The organism is Thioalkalivibrio sp. AKL19 (assembly GCF_000420165.1).
Taxonomy (GTDB): domain Bacteria; phylum Pseudomonadota; class Gammaproteobacteria; order Ectothiorhodospirales; family Ectothiorhodospiraceae; genus Thioalkalivibrio.
The window spans coordinates 285,882-303,399 of the sequence record NZ_ATUK01000012.1 but is presented as its reverse complement, the minus strand read 5'-3'; the positions used below and the strand labels follow the sequence as shown (position 1 = coordinate 303,399).

Below are 17,518 nucleotides of genomic sequence, written 5' to 3'. Positions count from 1 at the left end.
TGGCCGGGATCGGGGAATGCAGGGAATTCTCGCGCCCTTTTCCCGTCCAATTTCGCAGAGACCGGATTGAACGGGTCGAATACGCCTGAATGCAGAAGAAACCAAAAGGAGAGGAGTCACCATGTCGGTACCCGATAACCCCTACGAGCCCGTGACCGTCGATACCACCGCCCACGAGGTCGAGGGCGCGGACACCTGGTACATGGTCGGGATCTCCGGAATCCCGGACCCCGACAACGAGGGGCATACCTCCAATGCGGGATTCGTGGTGACCGACGAGGGCGTGGTTGTCTATGACGCCCTTGGTACCCCGCCGCTCGGGTTCGAGATGATCCGCCGTATTCGCGAGGTGACCGATCAGCCGATCAAATACGTGATCGCCGGGCATTACCACGCGGACCACATCTACGGGCTTCAGGCGTTCGCCGACCACACCGATGCCAAGATCATCGGCCAGGCGCGGGCGCGAGACTATCTCGGCGGTGCCGGTGCGGTGGCGCGGCTGGAGCAGCGCCGCGGCGTGCTGAGTCCGTGGGTGGACGAGGACACCCAGATCATTCCGCCGGACGAATTCTTCGACGACGAGTACACCATCCGCCTGGGTGGCAAGACCTTCCGCTGTGTCCATGCCGGCCCGGCGCACTCGCCGGATGACATCATCATGGTGGTCGAGGAGACGGGGGTGGTGTTTGCCGGGGATATCGTCTTCGATGGCCGTATCCCGTTCCTCGGTGATGACGCGCTGGACTCCGAGAACTGGGTCAACCGCCTGGAGGAGCTGATGGAGATGGACTTGAAGTTCCTCGTGCCGGGGCATGGCGAGGCCACCGATCAGGCCGGCCGCGCGGTGAAGTTCACCCGGGACTACCTCGTCAAGCTGCGCGAGCACATGGGCGCGGCCGTGGAGAACATGGAGACCTTCGACGAGGCCTACGCCGCGATGGACTGGAGCGAGTACGAGGACCTGCCGGCCTTTGAGCAGACCAATCGCAGCAATGCGAATGCGGTGTATCTGGAGATGGAAGAGAAGCTCTTCTAGAGGCTCTTCCGGAAGCGCCCCGGGGAGCCAGGGCGCCTCCCCGGGGGGCGCTTGAGATATCCCCGTCCCCCGCGAGCGAAAGGAGTGATCGCCAATGACGCTGAATATCGAACCGGGCCTGCTGATGGCCATTCTGTCGCTGGTGGCGGGGATCCTCATCCTGATCCGCCCCCGGCTGCTGAACTACATCGTTGCCATCTACCTGATCGTGGTCGGGGTGCTGGGGCTGCTCGCCTATTTCTAGCGATAGTTTGGCACCCAAAAGCATGGACCAACAGTGCGAGTTCGTGCGCAGGTCGCGCGGACCCGTTACTCTTTGGCCTCATTCTGATCGGGGGGCCAAGCCTCAATGACCGCCGAACGCGTTCGAGAAATACCCTATAACTACACCTCATTCTCCGACCGCGAAATTGTCATTCGTTTCCTGGGATCCGACACCTGGGATCTCCTCAACGAACTGCGTGGGGAGCGTCGGACGGGCGTGTCCGCGCGCATGCTGTTCGAGGTCCTGGGGGACATGTGGGTGGTCACCCGTAACCCGTATATCCAGGATGACCTGCTCGAGGACAAGAAGCGCCGCAAGGCGCTGATCGACGCCATGCAGCATCGCCTGGGCCAGATTACGGCGCGGGCCGATGGCAACGAGAAGGCGCTCAAGCTGGCCCGTCGGGCGCAGGCAGCGGTATCCGCCTTTGCGCAGGAGTTCACCGACACCGTGGCGCTGCGCGATCAGGTGCGCAAGCGCATGAAGGGCCTGACGCATCGGGACAATATCCAGTTCGGCGGACTGGCCCGTGTCTCCCACGTAACGGATGCCACCGACTGGCGCGTGGAGCTCCCGTTCGTGGTTCTCACCCCGGATTCCGAACAAGAGATGGGGCCGCTGGTTGCGGCGTGCATCGAGCTGGGCCTCACGGTGATCCCGCGCGGCGGCGGCACCGGCTATACCGGTAGCGCCGTCCCCCTGTCCAAGCGTTCGGCGGTCATCAACACCGAGAAGCTCGAGGGTCTTGGTGATGTGAAGCGTCGGCCGCTGCCGGGCGTCGACCATGACGTGCCGGTGGTGCGCGTGGAGGCCGGCGTGGTCACCAAGCGGGTCTCCGAACTGGCCGATCGCAATGGCCTCGTGTTTGCGGTGGACCCCACCTCGCAGGATGCCTCGACCATCGGCGGCAACGTGGCGATGAACGCCGGTGGCAAGAAGGCCGTGCTGTGGGGCACCGCACTGGACAACCTCGCCGCCTGGACGATGGTCACGCCCGAGGCGGAGTGGCTGTACATCGAGCGGCTGGATCACAACCTCGGCAAGATTCACGACGCCGCGACCGTGCGCTTCCGCGTGACCCGCTATCAGCCGGACGGCAAGACGCCGAAGGGCGAGCCCGAAATCCTCGAGATGCCGGGGCAGAATTTCCGCAAGCTGGGGCTGGGCAAGGACGTCACCGACAAGACGCTGATGGGCGTGCCGGGCATCCAGAAGGAGGGCTGCGACGGCCTGATTACCTCGGCCGAGTTCATCCTGCACCGGATGCCGGACAACATCCGCACGGTGTGCCTCGAGTTCTACGGGACCGACTTGCACCAGGCGGTCCCGGCGATTGTCGAGATCAAGGACGCCGTGGATGCCGAGGACGAGGTCCTGCTGGCGGGCCTCGAACACCTGGACGAGCGCTACGTGCGCGCGGTCAAGTACACCCCGAAGGGGGCCCGCGGCGACCTGCCGAAGATGGTGCTGGTCGCCGACATCGTTTCCGACAACGAAGATGCCCTGGGCAAGCTGGCGGCCAAGATGGTGCGCGCTGCCAATGCCCGTAATGGCGAGGGCTTCATTGCCGTCAGTCCCGAGGCGCGCAAGCGCTTCTGGGCCGATCGCGCGCGCACCGCGGCGATTGCCCACCACACCAACGCCTTCAAGATCAACGAGGACGTGGTGATCCCGCTCGAGCGCCTGGCGGAGTACACCGAGGGGATCGAATCCCTGAACGTGCGCGAGTCACTGAAGAACAAGCTGACCATGGTCGACGAGGTGCTGGAGTGCATGCGCGGCGACCACCCCGAGTTGCGCGAGCTGCTGGACGACACCGGCGGCGAGGGCCAGCAATGGTTCGAGTCCAAGCGCGAGCGTGCGGTGGAGGTCCTGGAGGAGGTGAAGAAGCGCTGGGAGAAGATCTCGGAGAACTTCTTCACCCAGGCCGCGGAATGCGACGCGCTGCTGGACGAGCCGGCCCGGGCCGACCGCCGTGATCACGACAAGCTGATGAACCTGCTGCTGCGTCGCAGCCTGCGCATCTCCTATCGGGCCGAGGTCGAGCGGCCGTTGTTCGAGATCTTCGGCGGCCACCAGCTGGAGCCGGTGCGCAAGCGCCTGACCGCGATCCATGACCGTGTGCTGACCAGCCGACTTTTCATCGCCCTGCACATGCATGCGGGCGACGGCAACGTGCACACCAATATCCCGGTCAACTCCAACGACTACCAGATGATGCACCGGGCCGAACGGCTGGTAGACGACGTGATGCGCCTGGCACGCGAGCTCAACGGGGTGATCTCCGGCGAGCACGGCATCGGCCTGACCAAGATGCAGTACCTCGAGCCGGAACGCATCGAGTCGTTCGCCGAGTACAAGAAGCAGGTCGATCCGAACGGCGTGTTCAACGCGGGCAAGCTGCTGGAGGGATCCGGACTGTCCAATGCGTACACGCCGTCGCTGCGCCTGGTGAAGCAGGAGGCGCTGATCCTCGAGCAGAGCGAACTGGGCGATCTCAACGACGAGATCAAGGACTGCCTGCGCTGCGGCAAGTGCAAGCCGGAGTGCAACACGCATGTCCCTCGCGCGAACCTGCTGTACTCGCCGCGTAACAAGATCCTGGCGACCGGGTTGATCGTCGAGGCGTTCCTCTACGAGGAGCAGACCCGGCGCGGGCTGTCGCTGAATCACTTCGAGGAGATGAACGACGTCGCGGATCACTGCACGATCTGCCACAAGTGTCTGAATCCGTGTCCGGTCGACATCGACTTTGGCGACGTGACCATGCACATGCGCTCGATCCTCAGCAAGAAGGGCAAGCGCAAGGCGACGCCGGCGACGATGATGTCCATGGCCTTCCTCAACGCGAAGGACCCGGCCACCATCAAGGGCATCCGCAAGGGTGCGATCCAGATGGGCTACGCCGCCCAGCGTCTGGGCCACTGGTCGTTCAAGAAACTCGGCCTGACCGGCGAGGGCAAGACCCCGCGCTCGACCACCGGCAAGGCGCCGATGCACGAGCAGGTCGTGCACTTCGTGAAAAAGCCGATGCCCGCCGGGCTGCCGAGCCAGACCACCCGCCAGATGCTGGGGCTGGAGGATTCGCGCTACGTGCCGATCCTGCGCGACCCGGTGAAGACCGATCTGGATTCGGATGCGGTGTTCTACTTCCCGGGTTGCGGTTCCGAGCGCCTGTTCAGCCAGGTGGGGCTGGCCACGCTCGCCATGCTCTACGACGTGGGCGCGCAGACCGTGCTGCCGCCGGGCTACCTGTGCTGCGGGTATCCGCAGAATGCCGGTGGCGATTTCGAGAAGGGCCAGCAGATCAGCACCGAGAACCGGGTGCTGTTCCACCGCCTCGCGACCACGCTCAACTACCTCGACATCAAGACGGTCGTGGTGTCCTGCGGCACCTGCATGGATCAGCTCCTGAAATACGAGTTCGAGCGGATCTTCCCGGGCTGCCGCCTGCTGGATATCCACGAGTACCTGATGGAGAAGGGCGTGCACCTGGAGGGACTGAAGGGGGTGCAGTACATGTACCACGATCCCTGCCACTCGCCGATGAAGTCGCACAAGCCGACCGACGTCGCGGCCAAGTTGCTGGGTCAGGAGGTCTTGCAGTCCAACCGCTGCTGTGGGGAAGCCGGGACCTTCGCGATCAGTCGCCCGGATATCGCCACCCAGGTGCGCTTCCGCAAGCAGGAAGAGCTGCACAAGGGCATCAAGGAACTGACCGGCGAGGAGAAGGCGAAGGACGGCAACGTGAAGATGCTGACCTCCTGCCCGGCCTGCCAGCAGGGCCTGTCGCGGTATCGCGAGGACACGGGCCTCGACACCGATTACATCGTGGTGGAGATGGCCAACCGCCTGATGGGCGATGGCTGGCAGAAGAACTTCATCGAGCGCGCCCGCGAGGGCGGGATCGAGAAGGTCCTGCTGTAGCGGCGTGGGCGGCTCCCGGGGCGGGTCTCCACACGGCGCGCCCGGGTTGGCTACAATCGGGGCAGCGGACGCGAGCGGCGGAATAAAGGATTACCGCCCCGCGTCGCCCTAGCGGGCGCAAAGGGGGGATCGGAATCGGTATCGTCCCAAACGCCCGTCAAGGCCGCGGCAGTGCGTGCGGCACGTCCACCCCGTACATGCAAGGGAGTTCGCATGACCTTTCGCTCTTTGAGTCCTCGCCTCGCCGCCATGGCCCTTTGTGTCGGGCTGGCGGGTGCCCCCATCGCGGCCAGTGCCCAGGCCTTTGTCGAGTTCCCCGGTCGCAGTCTGTACGAGCGGTTTGGTGTGGATGCCGTGGACCTGTTCGATCTGCGTGGCCAGCTCTCGCGTTCCACGTTGATCGATGTTCGTCCGCGTCTGGAGTACGACATCCTCCACATCGAGGGGGCCCATCACGTCCCGCTGGGTGCAACGGATTTCGAGGATCAGGTCCGGGCGCTGGAGGAACAGCACGGTGGCCCGCTGGTGTTCTACTGCAACGGGCGCGAGAGCTATATGTCCTATCGCGCGGCAGCGCGGGCGAACTCGGCCGGGCTGGGCCCGACCCAGGCGTATGACGCCGGGGTCAAGGACTGGGCGGAACGCTACCCGGGTCTGGCCATTCTGCGCGGCGAGCCGATCGAGGATCCCGAGTCCCAGCTCATTGCCGAGGAGGCCTTCGAGGCGCGCCTGCTCGACGCCGACTCCTTTGCCCGTCGTGTCCGCGACGACGATGACGCGGTCGTGGTGGACATCCGTGGCAACGAACAGCGTGACGAGATCTCGCTGTTCGCCGGACGCGAGGTCTCCGCTCCGTTGCAGAACATCGACCGCCTCAATCGCATCGTCGATCAGGCCCGCCGCGACGGCAGCCCGCTGCTGATTTTCGACCAGAACGGTCAGCAGGTCCGCTGGCTGCAGTACCATCTGGAGGAACGCGGGATCGAGGATTTCCGCTTCCTGGAAGGCGGCCTGCAGCGGTTCTATGACGAGGTCATGAGCCCCTGAGCCGGGGCGTTCCGTCTCGTCCAGAAAAAGGGCCGGGATCTCGCGATCCCGGCCCTTTTGGTTGCAGCGGTATCATCAGCGCCTGAAAAGCGCCAGCAGGATCGAGATCACCACGCTGACGATGATCATCGTGGTGACCGGGAAATAGAAGCGGCTGTTCTCGCCCTCGATCACGATGTCCCCCGGCAGTCGTCCCCAGGGGATCTTGCCCAGCCAGGGCCACAGCAGGCCGATCACCATGATCAGCCCGCCGATGATGATCAGCCACTTGCCGGTCCCGGTCATGGCGAACGATCCGGCCCGTGGTTACCGGGCGACCATCTCCTCGACGCCCGCGGCGGAGCCGACCAGCATGACATCGGCGGGACGCCGGGCGAACAGGCCGTTGGTCACGACGCCGGCGATATGGTCCAGCTCGGATTCGAGCTCCACCGGGTTCATGATGCGCAGGTTGTGCACATCGAGGATCAGGTTGCCGTTGTCGGTTTTGAAGCCCTCGCGCAGCTCGGGATTGCCGCCCAGCTTCGAGAGCGCGCGTGCGACATGGCTGCGCGCCATCGGGATGACCTCGACCGGCAGGGGGAAGGCACCGAGGTAGTCCACAACCTTGGTCTCGTCGACCACGCAGACGAAGGTCTTCGAGGCTGCCGCGACGATCTTCTCGCGGGTCAGCGCGCCGCCGCCTCCCTTGGTCAGGTGCAGGTGCCGGGTGGCCTCGTCGGCCCCGTCGACGTAGATCGGCAGCGGGCCGGCGGAGTTCAGGTCCAGCACCTCGATGCCATGCCCGCGCAGGCGCTCGGCGCTGGCCTCGCTGGAGGCTACGGCACCGTCGATCTTGCCCTTGATGCCGGCCAGGGCGTCGATGAAGTAGTTGGCGGTGGAGCCGGTGCCCACGCCCACGATCCAGCCGCTCTCGATCCGTTCCAGCGCCGCCTCGGCGACCGCCTTTTTCATTTCGTCCTGATTCATCAACGTCTCTCGCATGTACGGTCCATAACCCATTGAGGATACCCACTGCTCCGCCCCCGGGACAAGCGGAACCGTGAGTCCCGCGCATGCTATGGTTTCGCCATGAAAATCCCCTATCTAGAGAAGATCCTGACGGCGCGCGTCTACGACGTGGCGCGCGAGACGCCACTGGACCCGATGCCGACCCTGTCGCAGCGTCTGGGATCCACGTTGTGGCTCAAGCGCGAGGACCTGCAGCCGGTGTTCTCCTTCAAGCTGCGCGGCGCCTACAACAAGATCGCCCAGCTGACCCCGGAGCAGCGTGCCAAGGGCGTGGTGGCGGCGTCCGCCGGCAACCATGCCCAGGGGGTCGCGCTGGGGGCCAACCATCTGGGCATCAAGGCGGTGATCGTGATGCCGGTGACCACACCGTCGATCAAGATCGCCGCGGTCCGCCGGTTTGGCGGTAAGGCCGTGCTCCACGGGGACTCCTTCGACGAGGCCGCCGCGCACGCCCGCGAGCTGGAACAGAAGCATGGCTACACGTTCATCCACCCGTTCGACGACCCCGACGTGATCGCCGGGCAGGGCACGGTGGCGATGGAATTGCTGCGCCAGCACCCGGGCGAACTGGACGCAGTGTTCGTGTGCATCGGGGGTGGTGGCCTGGCGGCCGGCATGGCGGCCTACATCAAGCGCCTGCGTCCGGAGATCAAGGTCATCGGCGTGGAGCCGGATGATGCGCCTTCGATGTACAAGGCGTTGCAGCAGAACCGCCGGGTCAACCTCAAGCAGGTCGGTATCTTCGCGGACGGCGCGGCCGTGCGTCAGGTCGGCAAGGAGACCTTCCGCCTGTGCCGCGAGCTGGTCGACGAGGTCCTGCTGGTGGATACCGATTCCATCTGCGCGGCGATCAAGGATGTCTTCGACGATACCCGCGTGGTGGCCGAGCCGGCCGGGGCCCTCGCGGTCGCCGGCATGAAGCAGTACATCCAGCGTGAGGGCCTGCAGGGCGCGAACCTGGCGGCGGTACTCAGCGGGGCCAATATCAACTTCGATCGCTTGCGCCACGTGGCCGAGCGTGCCGAGATCGGCGAGCATCGAGAGGCCCTGTTCGCCGTGACCATCCCCGAGCGCCCGGGGAGCTTTCGCCAGTTCTGTGAGGCCATCGGAAAGCGCGGCATCACCGAGTTCAACTATCGCTATGCGGACGACGAGCGCGCGCATGTGTTTGCGGGGATCAAGCTCGAGGGTGGCGATGTCGAGCGCCAGGAGATCCTGGAGGCGCTGGAGGACGCCGGCTACGAGGTCCTCGACATGACCGAGAACGAGGTCGCCAAGCTGCACCTGCGGCACATGGTCGGCGGTCACGGAGGCGAGGTCCGCAACGAGCGGATCTACCGCTTCGAGTTTCCGGAGCGTCCCGGGGCGCTGCTGAACTTCCTGACCCACATGGGGCAGACCTGGAACATCAGCCTGTTCCATTACCGCAATCACGGGGCGGCCTACGGGCGCGTTCTGGTCGGCATGCAGATCCCGGCCGAGGATCGGGCCCGGTTCCGCGAGTTCCTGAAGGAGGTTGGGTATCCGTGGCACGAGGAGACCAGCAACCCGGCCTACTCCCTCTTCCTTCGCTGACCGCGTCTCGCCCGCCTCCCGGGAGAGGCCGGCCCTGGTTCGGCATCTGGTGTTTACGGTGCTTTCCTCCGGCCACCTGCCGAGCGCTGACTCGCCAGCGCGCCGCGAGGTACTTTCTTGCTTGCCCAAGAAAGTACCCAAAGAAGGGCACCCGGATTTCGCCCGGGAACCTTGCTCCAGGGCCCTCGGGCCGGCGGCGCTGAACTCGCTACGCTGCGCTTCGCTCAGACATCCAGCGCCTTCTCCCGGCCCGAGAACCCTTCCGCAAGGGGCTCCATACGGGAGGGGAAGGTCAAAACCGACCGTATCCCTACGCTTCCGCCTAACCAGAGGCATTGCCGCCCGAAAGCCCCCGGCGCCCGCTACGCGGGCGCGGCACGCAACGGCCAAAGGCCGAGCGTGCCCGAGATGTCCGAAGACCTAGCCATCATCCATTGGCAAGAACGCTGGGATAGCCCTTGTTTGGACCTACCTCCCCGTTGTCGTCGCGCCGAGTGGAGAGGCTTTTCGCGGGACGATTCAAAACAGAAACGGGGGCGCTGGATGTCTGAGCGGAGCCGCAGGCGCAGCGAGTTCAGCGCCGCCCGCGAAAAGCCTCGGAGCGAGGGAAACCCCGTCCCGCGCAGCGGGCCGGGGTCGCGGCAGTCGGGCGTGTTTCTTGGGTACTTCTTTGCACGAGCAAAGAAGTACCTCGCGGTGCGCTCGCGAGAGAGCGCCTGGCAGGCGGCCGGACAGAAGCACCGTAAACACCGAAGGACGAACTATGGCCAGCCACAACCAGGCAGGCGGCCGGATGGAAGGCGGGTGCCCGGAAGGTGGTGTGCGGTAGCGGGTGGATCAGGCGGGGCAGGGTGCCTGCCAGGTGGTGACGCGCGTCGGATCGCCGTCGGAGTCATCCAGGCGGGCAAGCGTCAGGCAGTTGCCCCAGACGCAGCCACTGTCCAGGGCCAGCCAGTCCGCCCCCACCCGATGCCCGAGCGCCGCCCAGTGGCCGAACACGATCGGATGCCCGGCGGCCGCGCGGCCCGGCATCCGGAACCAGGGCGTAAGGCCGGGAGGCGCCTCCTCGGGTGGGCCGTTGCCGGTGAACTCCAGGGCCCCTTCCTGGGTGAGGTAGCGCATGCGGGTCAAGGCGTTGACGGTATAACGCAGGCGGTCATAGCCGTCGAGATCGGGGTTCCACTGCGCCGGTTCGTTGCCGAACATCACCTCCAGGAACGCGTGCCGGCGTCCCGGGTCGCTTAACTCGGCCTCTACCCGTCGCGCTTCGGCGTGTGCGGCATCCACGTCCCAGGCCGGCGGCAATCCGGCATGCACCATTGTCCAGCCGCTGGCCGCGTCGGAATGCAGCAGTGGGCGCCGCGCCAGCCAGTCCAGCACCTCGGCGGCGTCCGGGGCGTCCAGCACGGGGCGCAGGGTGTCCTTGCCGCCGGGCGTGCGGACACCCTGTGCGGTGGCGAGCAGGTGGAGGTCGTGGTTGCCGAGGACCGTCGTGGCGGCATCGCCCAGGTCCATGACCCGGCGCAGGCAGCCCAGCGAGTCCGGCCCACGGTTGACCAGGTCCCCAACCAGCCATAGGTGATCCCCGGCCGGGTCGAACCGCACCTCCTCGAGGAGCCGGTCCAGCGGATCCCGGCAGCCCTGGAGATCACCCACTGCGTACAGTGCCATCGTGTCGGCCGAGCCTAGTGCAGGGTGCGCGGGACGGAGAGGGTGAACGGCGGGATCGGCGCATCGAAGGTGTTGCCGCGTTCGTCGCGCATGCCGTAGGAGCCCTCCATGGTGCCCACGGGGGTCTCGATCACCGTGCCACTGGTGTATTCGAAGCTGTCCCCGGGTTCGATGCTCGGCTGCTCGCCGACCACGCCCTCGCCGCGGACCTCCTGGGTCTGGTCACGGCCGTCGCGGATGATCCAGTGGCGGTTGAGCAACTGCACGGTCAGCGCCCCCGCGTTGCGGATCACCACGTGATAGGCGAAGACATAGCGGTCGTCATCGGGTTCGGACTGGTCTTCCACATAGGCAGTGGAGACCTCGATCTCGATGGTGTGGTCTTCGGCGTCGTGCTCTTGGGGCTGGTTCATGCGGTTGTGGCTCCAGGTTCGTGAGCGGGAAACGCCTGTGCGCGGGGCAGCCCCGGCTCAGGGTTTCACGGACCGACTCGCGCAGACGGCTGCGCCGAGCAGGCCCGGTTCGGGATGCATGATAAGGGCCACGGGCAATTGCTCAAGCAGGTGGGTCATCGGTGGGCGATTGCGAAAGGCGCTGCGAAAGTGGGGCCCGCGAAAGGTGTCGACCCAGCGCGGGGCGATGCCGCCGGACAGATAGACCCCGCCGGTGGGGAGCGCGGTCAGGGCCATGTCGGCCAGTTGACCGGCATAGAGGCTCACGAAGCGGTCGATCACGGTCCCGGCGGCGGGGTTTCCCGCCTGCGCCAGGTCGCCGATGGCGGCGGCCGGGTCCGGGGTGGCCAGGGCCTGCTCCAGGTCCGGGTCGGGTTGCCGGTCGAGTTCGAAACGTCCGATGCGGGCGATCCCGCGCCCGCTCAGCAGGTGCTCGCGGGTGCAGTATCCCAGTTCGCGGGCCACGAAGTCGCCCAGCGCGGCCTCTTCCTGCCCGCTGGGCGAAAATCGGGCATGCCCGCCCTCCCCGGGGTAGATGGTGGCGGTACCGGGCGGCCCCACCAGGCAGGTGCCCAGGCCGGTTCCGGCCCCCGCGACCAGGCGCAGCCCGGCCGGGTCGGGGGTGGCCTCCTGCAGGGTCGCGGTGTCCCCGGGTTGCAGCGCGTCGAGGCTGGCGCCGATGGCGGCAAAGTCGTTCAGCAGGGTGACCGGCATGTCCAGGCGCTCGCCCAGGGCGGCCGCGTCCAGTGGTGGCCAGGTCAGGTTGGTGACGCGGGCCCGGCCGTGATGCGCGGGGCCGGCGACCGCTAGGCCGGCCGCGGCGAAGGTATCCACCGTGGCCTGCTCTTGGCGCCAGTATTCGAGGATGCTGGCGAGGTCGGGGTGTTCGCGACTGGGGTAGCGCTGGATCTCGTGCAACGACCAGCCGTCCGCGTCGCGGCGGGCGCGGGCAACGCGGGTGTTGGTCCCGCCGACATCGGCAACGATCAGGTCCATGGGTGCATGGTAGCGGATCGTGGGCGCCGACTGTTCAGCCGACGGCGTCGTGGAGGCGTCGGGCCAGGGCCTCGAACCCGCCGATGTCGATGTTCTCGGGGCGTTCTCCCGGATCCAGGCCGGCGGCCTCGAGATCGGCGATCGCCGCCAGGCCGGAGAGTCCGCGGCGTAGCGTCTTGCGGCGGCTGGAGAACGCCTGGTTCACCACCCGGGCGAAGGTCGGGTACAGCGCGGGCGCGACCCGTGGCTCGGCCAGGGGCGTGATGCGCACCACGCTGGAGTAGACCTTGGGCGGGGGGTGGAAGGCCCCGGGGGGTACGGTGAACAGGGCGGTCGCCGAGGCGCGGGCAGCCAGCATCACGGTCAGGCGTCCGTAGCGCTTGCTGCCGGGGGCGGCGGTCATGCGTTCCACCACCTCGCGTTGCAGCAGGAAGTGCATGTCGCGGATCGCGCCGACCTGCTCCAGCAGGTGGAACATCAGCGGGGTGGAGATGTTGTAGGGCAGGTTGCCGACCACGCGCCAGCCCCGTTCGGGCAGCGTGCCGAGCTCGGTCAGATGCATGTCCAGGGCGTCCCCCACGTGCAGTTCCAGGCGTTCGGGCGGGAAACCCGCACGCAGGCCGGCTGCGAGGTCGCGGTCGATCTCCACGGCGACGAGGTGGTCGAGGCGTTCCAGCAGGGCAGCGGTCAGGGCGCCCCGGCCGGGGCCAATTTCCAGCACGGCGTCGCCCGGTTGCGGGTCGATGGCCGCGACGATGCGACCGAGGATGCTGGCGTCGTGGAGGAAGTTCTGGCCGAAGCGCTTGCGGATCGGCGACGAGGTCTTGATGCGGGTCATGCCCTGGTGGTGCTCCGGCGGGCGGCGGCGCGGGCCGCGAGGGTTTCGGCCAGGCGTTCGGCGGCCTGGAAGCTGCCGACCTCGGCGCGCCCGGTGCCGGCCAGGTCCAGCGCGGTGCCGTGGTCCACCGATGTGCGGATGAAGGGCAGGCCCAGGGTGACGTTGATGGCGCCGCCGAAACCGGAGTGCTTGAGGACCGGGAGCCCCTGGTCGTGATACATGGCGAGCACGGCATCGACGCCCTCCAGGGCGCGCGGGGTGAACGCAGTGTCGGCCGGGAGGGGGCCGCGCAGTTGCATGCCGGTATCCCGCAGGCGGTCCAGGGTAGGGGTGATGATCTCGATTTCCTCGCGTCCGAGCACGCCATCCTCGCCGGCGTGCGGGTTCAGGCCGCAGACCGCGATCACGGGTTCCTCGATGCCGAAGTCGCGCCGCAGGTCGTGGTGCAGGACGCGGGTTACGGTCTCCAGGCGTTCGGCGGTGATGGCATCGGGGACCGCGCGCAGCGGCAGGTGGGTGGTCACCAGCGCGACCCGGAGGGTCTCGGTCGCCAGCATCATCACTGGCATCGGGGCCCCGGCGCGTTCGGCCAGCCACTCGGTGTGCCCGCTGAAGGTAATCCCGGCACGATTGATTACGCCCTTGTGGACCGGCCCGGTGACGATCGCCTCGAAGCGTCCGTCCAGGCAGCCGTCGGCGGCCGTGGCGAGCAGGGCCAGCACGTGTTCGGCGTTGGCCGGGTCCAGGGTTCCGGCGACCACCGGGCGGGCCACTGGCACGGGCAGGATCTCGAGGGTGTGGGCCGGGGTGACCTCGCGTGGGCGTTCCGGATCGAAGTGCACCAGGCGCAGGGGCTCGCCGAGCTGGCGGGCACGGGCCTCCAGGACGCCGGGATCGGCGATCGCGACACGCTGAGCCTGGCCGCGCTGCCGGGCCATGGCAATCAGCAGGTCCGGCCCGATCCCGGCCGGGTCGCCGGCGGTCAGGGCCAGGCGCGGGACCGGAGGGGCCCCGCGCGGATCAGGAGCCGAAGCCGTCGACCCGGTATTCGACATAGGCCTCGTCCCGCAGGCGGCGCAGCCACAACTCGAGTTCTTCCTCGCGCTTGCGGTTTTGCAGGATCTCGCGGGCACGGGCCCGGATCTGCTCGCGCGAGGTGTCGACCTCGCGGCGCTCCAGGACCTCGATGATGTGCCAGCCGAACTGGCTCTCCACCGGTTCGCTCACCACGCCCGGTTCCAGGGCGTCCATGGCCTCCTCGAAGCCGGGCACCAGTTCGCCCGGGCTGACCCAGCCGAGGGTGCCGCCCTGGGCGGCCGATCCGGGGTCATCCGAGTTGGCGCGTGCCAGGTCCTCGAAGCTCGCGCCCTCGCGGATGCGGTTGTACAGGGACTGGGCCTGGCGGCGGGCGTCCTCGTCGCTGCGGACCTGGTCCGGACTGATCAGGATGTGGCGCACGCGGGTCTGCTGCACGCGGGTCTGGTCACCGCCCTCGCGGTCCAGCAGCTTCATGATGTGGAAGCCGCTGGGCGAGCGCAGGACGTCACTGACCTCGCCGGTACGCATCAGCACGGCTTCGCGCGCGAACACGGTGGGGATCTCGCCCGCCGAGCGCCAGCCGAGATCGCCGCCCTCCAGGGCATGTGGCCCTTCGGATTCACTGACCGCGACGGTGGCGAAGTCCTCGCCCTCGCGCACACGCTCGCGCAGCGATTCGGCCTTCTCGCGTGCCTCGGCGATCTGCCGGGCGTCGGCTCCTTGCGGCAGGGCGACCATGATCTGCGCGATGCGATAGCGCACCCCGCGGTCAATGGCACCGCTCTCGGAGGTGATCAGGTCGGCGATCTCCTGGTCGGAGACGCGGATGCGCTGATCGACCTGGCGGCGCTGCAGCTGGTTGACGGTCAGTTCGTGGCGGATCTGTTCGCGAAAGGCGTTGAAGTCCACCCCGTCCTGCATCAGCGCCCGGCGCAGTTGCGGCAGCGTCATGCGGTTTTCGCGGGCGATATTCTCCATCGCGCGGTTCAGGGTCATCTCGTCGATGTTGACGCCGACGCGCTCGGCCTCCTGCAGCTGCACGCGCTCGACGATCAGGCGCTCCATCACCTGGCGTGCCAGGGTGTCCTGGTCCGGGGGGCGGTTGCCGCGCTCGACCATCTGCTGAGCGACCAGGTTCATGCGTTCCACCAGCTCGCGCTGGGTGATCACATCGTCGCCCACTACGGCCAGGATGCGGTCGGTGAAACGGTCGCCCTCGGGGGTGATGGGGGCGGCCGGGGCGCCGCTGTCGCGGGCAGCTCCGGGGGTGACCGGGGCCTCGACCGCGCCCTGCGAGAGGTCGCCGGCCGCGGGCCCGGTCGTCTGGGCCATCGCCGGCAGGCCGAGGCCGTAGACCAGGGCGGCCAGCAGCAGCAGGGCGCGGACCCCGCCGCGGCGGCGTTGTTCAGGGACGTGCGTCATATCCGGCAATACCCTCGCGCAATAGCGAATCCACGCCGGAATCGAACCGTGCCAGGCCGTCCAGCGTGAGTTGGAAGTAGATCGAGTTGTCGTAGGTCTCATCGAAGGAGTACGCGCGGCGCGCAACCACACGGATACCATAGCAGCAACTACGATACTGAAGCCCGGCCAGAAGTTCGAGATCGCGTTCCTCTTGCAGGCTGTAGTTCCAGCGCCCGATGGCGTCGATGCGCTCGGTGACCGGCCACATCACGGAGACATCGGTCTGGTCGATGGAGCGGGCGCCGGCCTCGCGCTGGCGGTAGCCGACGTTGATCCGGGCGCGTTCGCGCGGGCTGTAGCCGACCGAGACCGCCGCCAGAGTGGTCTCGCCGGCATCCTGGTTGTACAGGATGGATCCGCGGCCGTCCCAGGCATCGCCGATGCGGACCCGGCCTTCCAGCGCGAGATCGGAGCGTGACTCGGATAGTGGGTCCTCTCCCGGGCGCCGGCGGACCTCGCGGTCTTCGAGATAGTGGATCTGACCGGCGGACAGGCTCAGGCGTTCGCGGCCGGTCTGCTGGTCGAAGATGCGTGTGGTCAGGGCGGTGGTGACCTGGTGGGTGTCGCCCACCCGGTCGGCGCCGACAAAGCGGTCCAGGCTGAACAGGTTGTCGAAGCTGAAGTCGGCCTCGCCGGTATCGAAGATCGGGATGGCGTCCTGGTCCCGGTAGGGCACGTAGCCGTAGAAGATGCGCGGTTCCAGGGTCTGCAGGCGCCGGCCGTTGGCCATCGGGCGCTCGAAGATCAGCCCGGTGTCGATGGAGGCACGAGGCACAGTGCGGTTGATCGATTCGGGACGGTTGTCCTGGCCGCGGCGGTCCAGTTCGTAGCGGGTGTGACGGATGCCCACGGCAGGCTCGAAGAAGAAGCCGCCGGTGTCATGGCGCCAGCGCACCTCGGGGTTCAGGTCGAGCCGAGTGCCCAGCGGGCGCCCGGACTGATCTTCACTGCGCTCGAAGCGCACCAGTTCGGTGTCGAGGTCCCAGGAGAGGCCGTGGCCCAGGTATTCCCCGGCTTCCAGCGTGATCTGCGGCAGGCGCTGGTAGGGCTCGCCGGCGGCACTCAGCTCGGGGTCGACGATCTGGTAGTCCTCGATACGCGTGCGCAGGCGATAGGCCGGCTGGTTCCAGGTCAGGTCGGCGGAGCGCCGCAGATAGGGCGTGGAACCGGCGTAGCGGTCGGAGTTGCCGAAATCGAAGAAGTATTCCCGATCGGAGACATCCGCGACGTCGAGGCGCAGGTTCAGGTTGGAGGTGATCCGGGTCTGGTGGCGCCACTGGGCGAAGTGCCGGTCCTCCCCGGTCTCGCGGTCATCCGGCAGGTAGCGCACGTCGAGCACGCCATTGTGCCGGGGTTGCAGATAGCGGAATTCGGCGCCGAGCATCACGCCGCGGTCGGCCATGATGCGCGGGGTGAAGGTGGCATCGTAGTTGGGCGCGATATTCCAGTACCAGGGCGTCGCGAGATCGAACCCGGTGCGCCCGCCGGTGCCCGCACTGGGTAGCAGGAAGCCGCTCTTGCGGCGGTCGTCCAGCGGAAAGTTGATATACGGGGTGTAGGCGATGGGTACGCCCTTGAAGCGGATGGTCGCGTTGCGGGCCACGCCGACGCCGGTCTCGCGATTCAGCTCCAGGTCGCGGGTGCGCAGCCACCAGGAGTCGTTGCCGACCGGGCAGGTGGTGTATTCCGCATCCTCGAAGTCGTGGAGGTGCGGGGCCTGCTGGACGCCCAGCGCGGCGCTGCCCCGGGCCGGGATGGACTGCACCAGGAAGTCGATCCTGCGGAATTCGCCGGTCTCCGCGTCCAGGCGGTACTCGCCGCCCTCGGTGTGCAGCAGCAGGTCGCCGTCGAACAGCCGGGTGTCGCCCTCGGTGCGGGCGGTGCCGGAGGCGCGGTCGTATTCCAGGAATTCGGCATCCACCCGCTGGCCCGCCTCGAACAGCTGGACATCGCCCGAGGCCGAGACGCGTTCGCCTTCCCGACGGACGTAATCCGCGTCAATTTCGGTCAGGCCGTCCTCGAGGGTGCGCAGCTCGGGCCATTCAACCCCCGGGGCGAACTCGCATCCCGACGGGCGGTCGTCAGCGGGCACGGTCACTGGGGCCAGGCTGGCCGTCACCAGGCCAAGGCCCACCGCGGCCTGCCGCGCGATCGGGCGACGGCGCGGCACGGGGCTTGCGGGCCGGTGGCTCATC

At 67.4% G+C, this 17,518-nt stretch carries 14 protein-coding genes and 1 pseudogene; 5 read left to right on the top strand and 10 right to left on the bottom strand.

Annotated elements, in window-relative coordinates; genetic code table 11:
- Window positions 1-121 precede the first annotated feature (121 nt).
- From F817_RS0108115 to F817_RS0108100, 4 genes are all read left to right on the top strand, one after another.
- The gene (locus F817_RS0108115) at window positions 122-1,039 is read left to right on the top strand and encodes an MBL fold metallo-hydrolase (RefSeq protein ID WP_024327176.1); all 918 of its coding nucleotides are present in this window, start codon (window positions 122-124) and stop codon (window positions 1,037-1,039) included.
- A gap of 94 nt (window positions 1,040-1,133) precedes the next feature.
- Window positions 1,134-1,283: a DUF3096 domain-containing protein gene (locus F817_RS14175; protein WP_017940368.1), complete on the top strand. Its 150-nt coding sequence runs from the start codon at window positions 1,134-1,136 to the stop codon at window positions 1,281-1,283.
- Window positions 1,284-1,388: 105 nt separating this feature from the next.
- The gene (locus tag F817_RS0108105; RefSeq protein WP_024327175.1) at window positions 1,389-5,231 is read left to right on the top strand and encodes a DUF3683 domain-containing protein; all 3,843 of its coding nucleotides are present in this window, start codon (window positions 1,389-1,391) and stop codon (window positions 5,229-5,231) included.
- Window positions 5,232-5,444: 213 nt separating this feature from the next.
- The gene (locus tag F817_RS0108100) at window positions 5,445-6,278 is read left to right on the top strand and encodes a rhodanese-like domain-containing protein (RefSeq protein WP_024327174.1); all 834 of its coding nucleotides are present in this window, start codon (window positions 5,445-5,447) and stop codon (window positions 6,276-6,278) included.
- A 75-nt stretch (window positions 6,279-6,353) separates the two neighbouring features.
- On the opposite strand, the gene F817_RS0108095 is transcribed toward F817_RS0108100, so the two are convergent.
- The gene (locus F817_RS0108095; RefSeq protein WP_024327173.1) at window positions 6,354-6,563 is read right to left on the bottom strand and encodes a DUF2905 domain-containing protein; all 210 of its coding nucleotides are present in this window, start codon (window positions 6,561-6,563) and stop codon (window positions 6,354-6,356) included.
- Between the two features lie 21 nt (window positions 6,564-6,584).
- The gene (rpiA, locus tag F817_RS0108090) at window positions 6,585-7,247 is read right to left on the bottom strand and encodes a ribose-5-phosphate isomerase RpiA (protein WP_024327172.1); all 663 of its coding nucleotides are present in this window, start codon (window positions 7,245-7,247) and stop codon (window positions 6,585-6,587) included.
- A 102-nt stretch (window positions 7,248-7,349) separates the two neighbouring features.
- Between rpiA and ilvA the strand changes: the two genes are divergently transcribed.
- Window positions 7,350-8,864: a threonine ammonia-lyase, biosynthetic gene (ilvA, locus tag F817_RS0108085; RefSeq protein ID WP_024327171.1), complete on the top strand. Its 1,515-nt coding sequence runs from the start codon at window positions 7,350-7,352 to the stop codon at window positions 8,862-8,864.
- Window positions 8,865-9,088: 224 nt separating this feature from the next.
- Here ilvA and F817_RS14715 read toward each other — a convergent pair.
- The 8 genes and pseudogenes from F817_RS14715 to F817_RS0108050 all read right to left on the bottom strand — a co-directional run bounded on the left by F817_RS14715 (window position 9,089) and on the right by F817_RS0108050 (window position 17,517).
- A pseudogene (locus F817_RS14715) lies at window positions 9,089-9,295 on the bottom strand (hypothetical protein).
- 406 nt (window positions 9,296-9,701) lie between these two features.
- A complete protein-coding gene (locus tag F817_RS0108080; RefSeq protein WP_024327170.1) occupies window positions 9,702-10,535 on the bottom strand; it encodes a symmetrical bis(5'-nucleosyl)-tetraphosphatase in 834 nt (277 codons plus the stop codon).
- A 14-nt stretch (window positions 10,536-10,549) separates the two neighbouring features.
- Window positions 10,550-10,948, bottom strand: a complete 399-nt coding sequence (gene apaG / locus F817_RS0108075; RefSeq protein ID WP_024327169.1) for a Co2+/Mg2+ efflux protein ApaG — start codon at window positions 10,946-10,948, stop codon at window positions 10,550-10,552.
- 57 nt (window positions 10,949-11,005) lie between these two features.
- A complete protein-coding gene (locus F817_RS0108070) occupies window positions 11,006-11,983 on the bottom strand; it encodes a glucokinase (protein ID WP_024327168.1) in 978 nt (325 codons plus the stop codon).
- A gap of 34 nt (window positions 11,984-12,017) precedes the next feature.
- A complete protein-coding gene (rsmA, locus tag F817_RS0108065; protein ID WP_024327167.1) occupies window positions 12,018-12,821 on the bottom strand; it encodes a 16S rRNA (adenine(1518)-N(6)/adenine(1519)-N(6))-dimethyltransferase RsmA in 804 nt (267 codons plus the stop codon).
- Window positions 12,818-13,876 (bottom strand): 4-hydroxythreonine-4-phosphate dehydrogenase PdxA, encoded by a 1,059-nt coding sequence (gene pdxA / locus F817_RS0108060; RefSeq protein WP_024327166.1) that lies wholly within the window; start codon window positions 13,874-13,876, stop codon window positions 12,818-12,820. The genes rsmA and pdxA overlap by 4 nt, the downstream gene beginning before the upstream one ends.
- Window positions 13,842-15,281: a peptidylprolyl isomerase gene (locus F817_RS0108055; protein WP_024327165.1), complete on the bottom strand. Its 1,440-nt coding sequence runs from the start codon at window positions 15,279-15,281 to the stop codon at window positions 13,842-13,844. Before F817_RS0108055 ends, pdxA begins: the two co-directional genes overlap by 35 nt.
- Window positions 15,265-17,517: an LPS-assembly protein LptD gene (locus tag F817_RS0108050; protein WP_024327164.1), complete on the bottom strand. Its 2,253-nt coding sequence runs from the start codon at window positions 17,515-17,517 to the stop codon at window positions 15,265-15,267. Before F817_RS0108050 ends, F817_RS0108055 begins: the two co-directional genes overlap by 17 nt.
- Window position 17,518 lies beyond the last annotated feature (1 nt).

Bases quoted from the DNA above. Each gene is read 5' to 3' on its own strand.
- F817_RS0108115 (WP_024327176.1), top strand. From the start codon at position 122: ATGTCGGTACCCGATAACCCCTACGAGCCCGTGACCGTCGATACCACC.
- F817_RS14175 (WP_017940368.1), top strand. From the start codon at position 1,134: ATGACGCTGAATATCGAACCGGGCCTGCTGATGGCCATTCTGTCGCTG.
- F817_RS0108105 (WP_024327175.1), top strand. From the start codon at position 1,389: ATGACCGCCGAACGCGTTCGAGAAATACCCTATAACTACACCTCATTC.
- F817_RS0108100 (WP_024327174.1), top strand. From the start codon at position 5,445: ATGACCTTTCGCTCTTTGAGTCCTCGCCTCGCCGCCATGGCCCTTTGT.
- F817_RS0108095 (WP_024327173.1), bottom strand. From the start codon at position 6,563: ATGACCGGGACCGGCAAGTGGCTGATCATCATCGGCGGGCTGATCATG.
- rpiA (WP_024327172.1), bottom strand. From the start codon at position 7,247: ATGAATCAGGACGAAATGAAAAAGGCGGTCGCCGAGGCGGCGCTGGAA.
- ilvA (WP_024327171.1), top strand. From the start codon at position 7,350: ATGAAAATCCCCTATCTAGAGAAGATCCTGACGGCGCGCGTCTACGAC.
- F817_RS0108080 (WP_024327170.1), bottom strand. From the start codon at position 10,535: ATGGCACTGTACGCAGTGGGTGATCTCCAGGGCTGCCGGGATCCGCTG.
- apaG (WP_024327169.1), bottom strand. From the start codon at position 10,948: ATGAACCAGCCCCAAGAGCACGACGCCGAAGACCACACCATCGAGATC.
- F817_RS0108070 (WP_024327168.1), bottom strand. From the start codon at position 11,983: ATGGACCTGATCGTTGCCGATGTCGGCGGGACCAACACCCGCGTTGCC.
- rsmA (WP_024327167.1), bottom strand. From the start codon at position 12,821: ATGACCCGCATCAAGACCTCGTCGCCGATCCGCAAGCGCTTCGGCCAG.
- pdxA (WP_024327166.1), bottom strand. From the start codon at position 13,876: ATGTCGAATACCGGGTCGACGGCTTCGGCTCCTGATCCGCGCGGGGCC.
- F817_RS0108055 (WP_024327165.1), bottom strand. From the start codon at position 15,281: ATGACGCACGTCCCTGAACAACGCCGCCGCGGCGGGGTCCGCGCCCTG.
- F817_RS0108050 (WP_024327164.1), bottom strand. From the start codon at position 17,517: ATGAGCCACCGGCCCGCAAGCCCCGTGCCGCGCCGTCGCCCGATCGCG.